At 61.0% G+C, this 11,158-nt stretch carries 8 protein-coding genes; 3 read left to right on the forward strand and 5 right to left on the reverse strand.

Annotation, left to right across the window (positions count from 1 at the left end):
* Nucleotides 1–128 precede the first annotated feature (128 nt).
* The 3 genes from nhaA to DXA43_RS08110 all read right to left on the reverse strand — a co-directional run bounded on the left by nhaA (nt 129) and on the right by DXA43_RS08110 (nt 3,793).
* Complete coding sequence (gene nhaA, locus DXA43_RS08100) at nt 129–1,487, reverse strand: Na+/H+ antiporter NhaA (protein ID WP_117806805.1); 1,359 nt, start codon at nt 1,485–1,487, stop codon at nt 129–131.
* A 269-nt stretch (nt 1,488–1,756) separates the two neighbouring features.
* Nucleotides 1,757–2,680 (reverse strand): manganese-dependent inorganic pyrophosphatase, encoded by a 924-nt coding sequence (locus tag DXA43_RS08105; RefSeq protein ID WP_117806806.1) that lies wholly within the window; start codon nt 2,678–2,680, stop codon nt 1,757–1,759.
* A gap of 159 nt (nt 2,681–2,839) precedes the next feature.
* Entirely contained in the window at nt 2,840–3,793 is a 954-nt protein-coding gene (locus DXA43_RS08110) for an ROK family protein (protein WP_233540051.1), read from the reverse strand.
* A gap of 340 nt (nt 3,794–4,133) precedes the next feature.
* Between DXA43_RS08110 and DXA43_RS08115 the strand changes: the two genes are divergently transcribed.
* Together DXA43_RS08115 and manA are read left to right on the forward strand one after the other, a co-directional pair.
* Complete coding sequence (locus DXA43_RS08115) at nt 4,134–4,853, forward strand: GntR family transcriptional regulator (RefSeq protein ID WP_117785968.1); 720 nt, start codon at nt 4,134–4,136, stop codon at nt 4,851–4,853.
* Between the two features lie 75 nt (nt 4,854–4,928).
* On the forward strand, nt 4,929–5,861 hold the full coding sequence (manA, locus tag DXA43_RS08120) for a mannose-6-phosphate isomerase, class I (RefSeq protein ID WP_369831514.1): 933 nt from the start codon (nt 4,929–4,931) through the stop codon (nt 5,859–5,861).
* A gap of 281 nt (nt 5,862–6,142) precedes the next feature.
* Here manA and DXA43_RS08125 read toward each other — a convergent pair whose 3' ends face one another.
* On the reverse strand, nt 6,143–9,043 hold the full coding sequence (locus DXA43_RS08125; protein ID WP_117806809.1) for an ATP-dependent helicase: 2,901 nt from the start codon (nt 9,041–9,043) through the stop codon (nt 6,143–6,145).
* A gap of 227 nt (nt 9,044–9,270) precedes the next feature.
* Complete coding sequence (locus tag DXA43_RS08130; protein ID WP_117806810.1) at nt 9,271–10,251, reverse strand: undecaprenyl-diphosphate phosphatase; 981 nt, start codon at nt 10,249–10,251, stop codon at nt 9,271–9,273.
* A 249-nt stretch (nt 10,252–10,500) separates the two neighbouring features.
* Between DXA43_RS08130 and DXA43_RS08135 the strand changes: the two genes are divergently transcribed.
* The gene (locus DXA43_RS08135; protein WP_117583590.1) at nt 10,501–10,938 is read left to right on the forward strand and encodes a universal stress protein; all 438 of its coding nucleotides are present in this window, start codon (nt 10,501–10,503) and stop codon (nt 10,936–10,938) included.
* Nucleotides 10,939–11,158: the final 220 nt, after the last annotated feature.

Genomic DNA, 11,158 nt, shown 5'->3' on the forward strand with positions numbered 1-11,158 from the left:
TCGCACGGAGAGCATTTCCCAGTTGACAAAACTATAGGAACACCCAATGACTACCCAGTGACTAAAACGCCGCCTGTGATGGTGTTCACAGGCGGCGTTTTTAAACTTGCACAAACTTGTATGTGCTCTTACTCGTCCTTGGGCGCGGGGTGTTTGCAGACCACGCTCATGTAGATCATGCCGAGCACGGCTGCGGTGACCGAAGCGGCGAGAATAGCGGCCTTGGCTGCAAGAACCTCAAACTGGGCCGTCGGGAAGGCAAGGCCGCTGATGAGGATCGACATGGTAAAGCCGATACCGCCCAGAATGCCCACACCGGCGATCATGTGCCAGTTGACATTATGCGGCAACTCGGAAATCTTGAGTTTAACCAGGGCAAACGTCATGCCAAAGATACCGATCGGCTTGCCCAGCAGCATGCCAAAGTACACGCCGAGCGTCACCGGATCGGTGAGCAGCGTGCTCATGTCCACACCCACTAAGCGAACCTGAGCGTTTACGAACGCAAAGATCGGCAGGATCACAAAGTTGACCGGCGTGGAGATCAGACGCTCCATACGGATAAGCGGCGGGGTCACGCGGTGCATGACGCGCTCGACCTTGGTAGTCGAGACGGTAAAGTCATGCTGGCCCAGGATGTGTGCCTCGTCGTCGTAGCGGTCATCGAGCAGCGGCAGGCACTCGCCCAGCCAATCGGTGAGACTATCGAGCTTGACGCCGCACTTGGCCGGAATGGTGAAGGCCAGGATGACGCCAGCAAGCGTGGCATGTACGCCGCTCTTGAACATGCAGAACCACAACAGCAGCCCCAGTACCGAATACGGGGCAAGGCGGTAATGCTGCGTCTTGTTGAGCCACACGAGCGCGCAGGTCACAAGCGCGGCGGCGCCCAACCAAAACGGATTGGGGCTCTGACCGTAGAAGATGGCGATGGCGGCGATGGAGATCAGGTCGTCGGCGATAGCGAGCGTCGAGAAGAACACGCGCACGCCGTTGGGAACGCGGTTGCCCAAAAGCGACAGCACGCCCAGCGCAAAGGCAATATCGGTTGCCATGGGGATGGCCCAACCGTTGCGGGCGCCGGCATGGTTAAAGATCAGGTAGATGCAGGCGGGAACGACGACGCCGCCCACCGCCGCCAACATGGGAAGCATGGCCTGACGCGGATTCTTGAGCTCGCCGACCGTCATCTCGTACTTAAGCTCAATGCCCACCAACAAAAAGAAAATCGCCATGAGGAAGTCGTTGACGAAAAGCTCAACGGTGAGACCAGCCGTAAGGTTGCCCAGACCCACATACAGCGGGGTCTCCAAAAAGTGATGGATGGCCTCGTAGGCATCGGTATTGGCGCAGATGACGGCGGCGATGGCGGCGATCACCATGACGGCGGCAGAAATGGTGCCGTTCTCGGCAATGCGCTCCCAGATGTCGTGACGTTCAAAGCGCTTGCGCTCACGAACATTGAACAGCTGCTCAGTTGCTGCCATGGGCGGCTCCTTTCACGGGAAAGCTCCCGTCTTAAAAAAGCACGGCCCGCCCAGATGGCGGCGCCGCGCTCTAACGTATTACGCTTGCATCTAGCCTACCCTGCGCGACAAGCGCGCAAGCGCGGCCGAAAAGCGGAACCACAGGTTGAACATTATTTGCTCAACGGCACAGGCACGCCTGTCCAAGAGACGACGCGGCGACGTGCACAAAAAAAACGACCGGAGCGCGGGGCGTCCGCGATCCGGTCGGGGCGTTTGGTCAACTAAACCTAGCAGGCGGCCATGATGGGGGCAGCGACCTGCTTCTTACGGGAGAGGACGCCCGGCATCCAGACGCCGTCGTGCTCGTCGGCAATGCCCAGGCCCTTCTGAGCAGCCTCGGTCTCGCCCTCGAGCAGGACCTGCGAGCCCTCCTCCATGATGTCGGTGATGCACAGGACAATGCCGTCGGCGCCCTTCTCGGCGGCGTAGGCGCGCATGGCCTCGCGGATCTCGTCGATCATGCCGAGTGCGCGGCTCTTGTCGACGATCTCGTACTGGCCAATGAGCAGCTTCTTGCCAGCGGGCTCGAACATCTTGATGTCGTTGCCGACCATCTCGGCTGCAGTGAAGGAGCCGGACGGACGGGTGAGGAAGACCTCCATGCCAAACTTGACCGGGTCGACGCCCACCTGCTCGCCGAGCTTGGCGGCGACGGCGCGGTCGACATCGGTGGTGGTGGGGCTCTTGAGCATGAGCGTGTCGGTCATCATGGCCGAGAGCAGCAGCTTGGCCTGGACGTCGGAAAGCTCAACGCCGAGCACGTCGGCGAGCTTGGTGACGATGGTGCAGCTGGAGCCCCAGGGCAGGCAGATGTAGTGCAGCGGGCCGGCGGTCTCGAAGTCGCCGATGCGGTGATGATCGACAACGCCAAAGACCGTGGCGTCCTTAAGGCCGGCGACGGACTGGGCAGACTCGTTGTGGTCGGTGAGGACGACGAGCTGACCGGCCTCGACGGACTCGATCACGCGGGGCTCGGCGATGCCGGCGTCGGCGAGCAGCTTGGCGGACTCGGCCGGAAGCTGACCAAGGGCGCAGGCCTCGTAGGTGTTGCCGGCATACTCAACCTGGTTGAGCAGCTGGGACAGGACGACGGCGCTCATGATGGCGTCGTTATCGGGGTTCTGGTGACCAAAGACAAGAACGTTTGCCATGGATATCCTCCACTTGATATGTGTACTTGGACGTAGCTATGGTAGCACGCTGACGCCGAACCTTATGAGACGGAAGGGTCGCGGCACAATTTGGGGCAAGCGCTGAGGCGAGGTCAGGGACGAAGCCTGTCCCCCTTTCACCACCTGCCCCCGCACCAGCTATTTACCGGCGGCGCGCAGGGCTACGTAAGCGGCACCGATGATGCCGGCGTCGTTGCCGAGCGAAGCGACCTTAATGGGCGTCTCGCGCGAGGCGGAGAGCGCGTACTGCTTAAAGTGCTCGCGGACCTTGTCGAGGTAGACATCGGCCGAAGCGGAAGCACCGCCGCCGATCAGGAACATCTCGGGATCGACCACGTTGGCAATAAGCGCCAGGGCGCGGCCGAGATAGTCGGCCATGGTATCGGCAGCTGCCAGCGCGAGCTTGTCGCCCTCGCGGCAGGCTTGGAACACGTCCTTGGAATCAGAAGGCCCGGTGAGCTCGATGGGCTCGACGCCCGCTTTCTCGCACTCGGCAAGGTAGTTGCTCACCACACCGGTGGCGCTGGAATACTGCTCCAGGTGGCCATGGCCGCCGCAGCCGCAGGTGCGCTCCTCTTCGGGGTTCAGGCACATGTGGCCAATCTCGCCGCCGGCACCCACAACGCCCGATACCACGTCGCCGTTAACGATAACGCCACCGCCCACGCCGGTACCGATGGTGACCATCACCACGTTCTGTACGCCCTTGGCAGAGCCGAGCCAGGCCTCGCCCATGGCAGCGGCGTTGGCATCGTTTTCGTACTTAACGACCGCGTCGGGGCAGTGTTCCTGGATGGCAATCCTCAGTTCAGGCAGGTTGATAGCAATGTTGGCCTTGACCTTGGCATCGCCCGAAGCCGGGATGGGGCACGGAACGGCCAGACCAATGCCCGCCACAAAGGCGCGCGGAATCTGTGCCTTGGCGATCACCTGATCGATAGCCTCGGTCACCGCGGCAAAGCCCGCGGCGTCAACGATAGGAGGCGTGGGCACGCTGGCCTTGGCAAGCAGGTTGCCGTCCTCGTCGAACAGGCCTTCCTTAACCGAAGTGCCGCCAACGTCGATGCCGATGTAGTACTGCTTAGGTTCCATGGGAGCCCACCTTTCTCGTTTAAACATTGCCTGTATGGTACCGCTCCCCAGGCAAAAACCTGTCAAAAAGGGACAGGTTTGTTTTGGCAGGTTTTATCTGGGAAAACGCAAGGCATGAGATTCGGTTCGCTGGGCGGCAAAACGGCCCAACCCCATCTTCGAGCCGATCAATTTGCTCAATACCACATTATTCGAATGCATATTCATTTAGAGCGCTCTAGTTGATATAGAAAAGCGTTTTTTGATTATATCTTTCTCGAACTTTTCAAAAACGCAATAGGGATGCTTAGGCGTGAACTATACTTTCGTTTGTACTCAATCAAGCCGGAAAGGAGGTTCCATGATTCCCAAATACGAGGCGATAGCTGCAGATATCCGTCGAAGCATCGAGGACGGCTCCCTTAAGCCGGGCGACAAGCTACCCACCGTCGTTGAGTTCTGCGAGCTCTATAGCGTTTCCAAAATCACCGTCAAACGAGCTATCGAGCAGATCACCGAGGAGGGCCTTGTCACCAGCCGGCGCGGGTCGGGCACCTACGTTAAGGACACGGCGGGTCTCCCCGACCAGGCATTTTTCCAGGGCAAAAATGACCGCGCCCAGGGTTTTTCGTATGAGCACCGCGGGGAGAAGGTGACCTCGGTGGTCTACGATTTCTCGATTGTCAATCCACCGGCGGACGTCGCTACTCAGCTGGGAATTGCCGAGGACGACTTTGCCTATCACATCGTGCGCGTGCGCCAGGTCAACGAGAAGCCCATCGTCATCGAGTACACCTACATGCCTCTCGAGCTGATACCGGGCCTTAAAAAGAAAGACCTGTATGGATCGGTCTACAGCTTCATCCGCGAGCAATGCGGGCTGAAGATTTCGAGCTTCCACCGCACCATCCGCGCCGTAGCGGCAACCGAGGAAGAGGCTGAGCGCCTGGACACCGAACCCGGCGCTCCCCTGCTCGAGCTCAACCAGATTGGCTTTTTGGATAGCGGCAACGCCTTTGAGTACTCGATTTCGCGCAACGTCGGCGACCGCTTTGAGCTGCACAACGTAACGTTGGCATAGGTTTTTGTAGTCATGCGGGCGCACGTTATGGCTCGTTTAGAGTGGGCGACCGCACAACACCATGGGGGTATGAACATGTCCGATTTGATTAAACTGACGCCGATCTTCCACGAGAAGATCTGGGGCGGCCGCCAGCTCGAAACCGTATTTGGTTACGACATTCCCGAGGGTCCCATCGGTGAGTGCTGGGCCATCTCGGCACACCCCAACGGCGACTGCCAGATCGCGGAGGGCCCGTATGCCGGCCACACACTGTCGTGGCTGTGGGCCGAGCACCGCGAGCTCTTTGGCAACTGCGAGGGCAAGGAGTTCCCGCTGCTCATTAAGATCCTGGACGCCAAGGACGACCTTTCGATCCAGATTCATCCCAACGACGAGTATGCCGCCGAGCATGAGAACGGTAGCCTGGGCAAGACCGAGTGCTGGTACGTGCTGGACTGCGAGCCTGGCGCCACGATTATCGTCGGGCAGCGCGCCAAGGATCGTGCCGAGGCCGCACAGATGATCGAAGACGGCCACTGGGACGACATGCTCAACGTGCTGCCGATTCACAAGGGTGACTTTTTCCAGATTGATTCCGGTACCGTGCACGCCATCAAGACCGGCACGCTCATTTTAGAGACGCAGCAATCGAGCGACGTGACGTATCGCCTGTACGACTACGACCGCCCCGGCACCGACGGCAAGCTGCGCCCGCTGCACATTGAGCAGAGCCTCGATTGCATCGACTTTAACGCGCAGGCTCCGACCGACGGCACGGTGACCGCGCCCGAGGTCGATGGCGTGACCGAGCTCGAGTCCAACCCCTGCTACACCGTCGATCGCGTGCGCGTCGACGGCAGCAAGACCCTCGAGCAGCGCTGGCCCTTCATGTGCCTGTCGGTCATCGACGGCGAAGGCACCGTCTGCGGCGACCCCGTCCACAAGGGCAGTCACCTGCTGGCACCCAGTACCGTCAGCTCCATTGACCTCAAAGGCAAGATGGAACTGATCATCAGCCACCTCTAGGTCGCAACAACAACCAAAACGAAACAAGGGGCTCCCCCGTTCATCAACGGAGGAGCCCCTACTCGTATCTATATATCAGCCCACCCGGCTCTCCAGACCAAAAAGCGAACGAGCAGAGCGACGTTCGCAAGCAGCGTTATCTAAGGACCTGGGCGGGCGTATAGGGCAACATCGATCGCGAGTTCCGCACGCAAAGGAGAGCACTTAATGTGCTCTCCGTCTTGCGCAGGACTGTCCGAGCAGGCGATGTTGCCCTATACGCCCGCCCAGGTCCGCTGGGATTACGACAGCTTGACGATAGGTGCGAAGCCCTTCATGAGCTTTTTGGTCTGGCCGGTTTTTTCGAACTGCACCTCGATCATGTCTCCGGCGACCGAGATCACGGTACCCGTGCCAAAGGTCTTGTGGCTCACGGTATCGCCCGCGGCAAAGTCCTGCGACGCGCTGGCGCGATCGACCTTGCGCTCCACCGTCGGCGACACCTTGGACGACGGCTTTTTGGCTCGCGGCGCGCCCGAGCCAAAGGTCGAGGCAACACGGCCGGCGTCGGGCGAGACCCCACGATGGCGCTCGGTCCCATAGCTGCTGCCGCCAAAGAAATCGTCGAAGCTCGATCCGCCGCGCGAACCGGAACCGCCGGTCGAGCGCGTATGCGAGCCAAACACCTTGCCGCCATACATATCCGAGCCCATGCCCGAGCCAAAGGTGCCGTGACGGTCGCCGCGTTTCTCCCAGCCCGTGCCCTCAAAACCGGCAGAACCGATACCGCTAAACTCGATATCCTCAAACGGAATCTCGTTGAGGAAGCGCGAGCGCGGGTTGGCAGAGGTCGAGCCGTAAGTGCGACGCGTGGCCGCATAGGTCAGGAACAGGCGCTTGCGAGCACGCGTGATGGCGACGTAGGCCAGGCGACGTTCTTCCTCGAGCTTGCCCGGATCGTCACTACCGCCAAAGTCGTGCACGTGCGGGAAGATACCCTCCTCCATGCCGGCCACGAACACCGCGGGGAACTCCAGGCCCTTAGCGGAGTGGATGGTCATCATGGTGATGGCATGTGTCTCGCCGGCCAGGGAATCCAAGTCGGAGCGCAGGGCCAGCCACTCCATGAGTGCCGGCAGTGCCTTACAGGTGAGCGGACCGTAGGTGCGCTCGATCTCGTCGGCATGCACGGCGCCCGCCGGTAGCTCTGTTGGCACGGCATACGCGTTGCCCGCGATGGCGGCGGCCAGGGCATCCTGCGGCGAGAGCGCCGGGGCGGCTAGGCTATCGAGCGGATTGGAGCCCGCGGCGTCACGAGCGCCGACAAGTGCCTCAAACGAGGATGCCGGAGCGGACGGCTCCGGCTCGGACGCGGGCGCACTCACCACGACGGACTCGGACTCGGCGACGGACGGCACGTCGGCAACACCGGCCGCGCGCAGCTCTTCTAGACTCTCGAGCGTACCCTCGATATCCTCGTGCGTCTCCTCAAATTCGGCGGCGACGCCCAGGAATTCCTGGATGTTCTCGGCGCGGCTCTCGGACTCCATGGTGCCCTCGGCGCGAAAGGCCTGCAGCAGGCCCGTCTTGTCGACAATCATCTCGACAACGTCCTTGAGCTCACCGTCCATGCGGCGGCCCTCGCGCACCAGCGCCACAAAACTCGACAGGCCGTTGCGCACCTTGGCACTAAACATGCCCGTCTCGGCTGTTGCGATCTCGCAGGCCTGGAAGAACGAGCAGCGGTTGTCGCGCGCCAGCTGCTCGATCTTTTGGATCGAGGTGGAGCCGATGCCGCGGCGCGGCGTGTTGATGACGCGCTTGACGCTCATCTCGTCGGCCGGGTTCACGATCATCTTGAGGTAGGCCATGACGTCGCGAATCTCGGCGCGGTCGAAGAATCGCGTGCCGCCGACGATCTTGTAGGGCACGCCCGCGCGCAGGAACATATCTTCGAGGATACGCGACTGGGCGTTGGTGCGGTAGAACACGGCGATATCGTCGTAGCTTGTACCCTTGGCATGCAGCTTTTCGATCTCGCCGGCAATCCAGCGACCTTCGTCGCGCTCGTCGCTTGCCTGGAAAGCCTGAATCTTCTCGCCATCGCCCTCGGCCGTAAACAGGCGCTTGTCCTTGCGCTGCGAGTTGTGACGCACCACGGCGTTGGCGGCGCTCAGGATATGACCCGTAGAGCGATAGTTCTGCTCCAGCTTGACGGTCTTGCAGTTTTTAAAGTCCTGCTCAAAGTCCAGGATGTTGGTGATGTCGGCGCCACGCCAGCTGTAAATGGACTGGTCATCGTCGCCCACGACCATAAGGTTTTGGTACTTGGCGGCCAGCAGGTTGGCGATCTCGTACTGGACGTGGTTGGTGTCCTGATACTCGTCGACGCTAATGTAGCGGAAGCGCTCCTGGTACTTGTCGAGCACCTCGGGGCGGGTGCGCAGTAGCTCGAGCGTGCGCACGAGCAGGTCGTCGAAGTCCATCGCGTTGGCGGCGCGCAGGCGGCGCTCCAGCTCCAGGTAGACTTGCGCGGCCTTTTTGTCGTTGGGGCTATCGGCGCTCTTGAGCATGTCCTCGGGCCCAATCATGGCGTTTTTGGCCGAGCTGATCTTGCTGCGGATCATGTTGATGGGGAACTGCTTTTGCTCAATGCCGAGCGCCTGCATAATGTCACGCACCATGCGCTTTGAGTCATCGTCGTCATAGATGGTGAACTGACCGGTGTAGCCCAGCAGGTCGGCGTCCTCGCGCAGCATGCGCACGCACATGGCGTGGAAGGTGCACACCCACATGCCGCGGGTGCCACTGGGGATGAGTGCTGCCAGACGCTCGCGCATCTCGGCCGCGGCCTTGTTGGTAAACGTGATGGCCAGGACCTGCCAGGGCTTAACGCCCAGGTCGCCAAGCATATGTGCGATGCGGAAGGTCAGGACGCGGGTCTTGCCCGAGCCGGCGCCGGCAAGGACCAGCAGCGGGCCCTCGGTGGTCAGGACCGCCTCGCGCTGGGCAGGGTTCAGGCTATCGATATCGACGAGCGGCTTGGCGGGCTTGGGTGCCGGAGCCGGGGCGTCGTAGATGTCGAGCGGAACGAGCTCGGGTTCCGGCGCGGCGGGGACGGTGTACGCATCGAGCGGCACGGGTTCCGGCGCGGGCGGCACGGGCGCGGCAGTGTTCTTTTCCCAGGGCAGGGGCTGGGTCATGGGCGACTCCTCATCTGACGGACGGCGCGCCTGCGGGCAGCGCCATAGTTTGAGCCGTACCAGTATACCGAGCCGCGCGGACACCGACGCAAATCACACCACGACTCCGTGCGCCACCATCGGACCCACCCCATCGCCCAAAAAAGAGGGCAGCATAGACCTTTTGGTCATGCCACCCTCTTTGAATGACAAGCTGTCGCTCTGGCCGCCGCGCAGCGTCGACTAAGTTAGAGGCCGAGCATGGGCTCCAGAACGAAGAAGTATGCGAGCACTACGATGCCCAGGATGATGCGGTAAACACCGAAGCACTTAAAGTCGTGACGGCGGACGAAGCCCATGAGCCACTTGATGGCGATGAGCGAAACCACAAAGGCAACAACGCAGCCCACGCCCAAGATGGCGATCTCGTTGGTGCCGAACGTGCCGCCCTTGATGAAGTACTTGACCAGCTTGAGCGCACTCGCGCCAAACATGACAGGGATGGCCAGGAAGAACGTGAACTTAGACGCCACCGAGCGCGTGCAGCCCAAAAGCAGGCCGCCGATGATGGTAGAACCGGAGCGAGACGTACCAGGCACCAGCGAAAGCACCTGGAAGCAGCCGATACCCAGCGCAGTCTTCCAGCTGAGGTCCTCGAGCGTGGCGATGGAACCAAAGTCCAGATTCTCGTCATCGTCCTCATCCTCAGCGGTAGCCATGGGGGGCGCCGCAAAGTGCGCACCGGCGGGACGTCCACCCGACACCACAGCACGCGAACCAAACGAACCGGCAACGGCCATTTCCTCGCGCTTGCTCGCGCGCCAGTTCTCGATCACGATAAACAGCACGCCGTACACAATGAGCGCCAGCGCCACGACGGGAGCGTTGTAGAAATGCTCCTCCATCCAGTCGTTGAGCGGCAGGCCGATCGCCGCCGCAGGAATGCAACCGAGCACAATCTTGCCCCACAGCACCCAGGTGTCGCGACGGCCCTCCTTGCCCTTGCTGGGCGAGAACGGGTTGAGCTCGTGGAAAAACAGCACGCAGACGGCCAGAATGGCGCCGAGCTGAATCACGACCAGGAACATATTCCAGAACGTCTCGCTCACGTTCATCTTGACGAACTCGTCCACCAAGATCATGTGGCCCGTCGACGAAACGGGCAGCCATTCGGTGATGCCCTCGACCAGGCCCATGAAGGCAGATTTTAGAAGCTCGATAATATCCAAAGGGACCCCCTCGTTAGACACCCGCCGGTAGATGTTCTGCGGACGATGCGGGCGATGTCCCATTATCAACCGTTGGCGGTGCGACCGCGCCTACCCTTACCAAAAAACTCGCCCGTTCACAGAATTGCGAGCAGTTAAACCGAAATCCTTGGGTATAACTGCAACAAGATAAAGTGTCCGGCGGTCAACGCACCCGCGCCCGCCCGACGCACGAGCCCCGCGCCCGTGCGATAGACCAAGGAGGAAACCATGAACGAGGGTTACACCAAGGTATTTGTTTCACTCGACGGTACTGAGCAGCAGGATTTTGTGCTCGCACGCGCCATCAAGGTCGCCGCGAACAACGGCGCCAAGCTGATTATCGGCCACGTTATCGATTCCACGGCGCTCGAGAGCGCCGGCTCCTATCCGGTCGATTTGGTCAACGGTCTGGAGGAGGCCTTTAAGAACTCCATCGAAAAGCAGCTCGAAGAGGCCAAGGCCAATCCCGATATTCCCGAGGTCGAGGTTATGATACGTGCCGGTCGTATTCGCGAGACGCTCAAAGACGAGATGCTCGACGTGGTCAAGCCCGACCTGGTGCTCTGCGGCGCTCGCGGCCTGTCCTCGATCAAGTATGCGCTTCTGGGTTCGATTTCGACGTTCCTGCTGCGCAATACGGACTGCGACATTTTGGTCGTGAAGTAGCGTTGCTCCCACCGGCCGCGGGGCCTGCGGGGTTTCCACGGGCACGTCCTCGCCGCGTTGCGGCTGCGGGATGTGCCCTTAGGAAACCCCTCCCGGCCCCGCGGCCTTCGCAGCCTTACTTCAGCGAGTTGGCTGATAAAAGATGGCGTGCCGCCCCGTTTGGGGCGGCACGTTTTGTTTGGGCTGCACGTTTTTGTTTTGGGAGATCCATTTGAGCCTC

It is taken from the genome of Collinsella sp. OF02-10 (assembly GCF_003463445.1).
GTDB lineage: Bacteria > Actinomycetota > Coriobacteriia > Coriobacteriales > Coriobacteriaceae > Collinsella.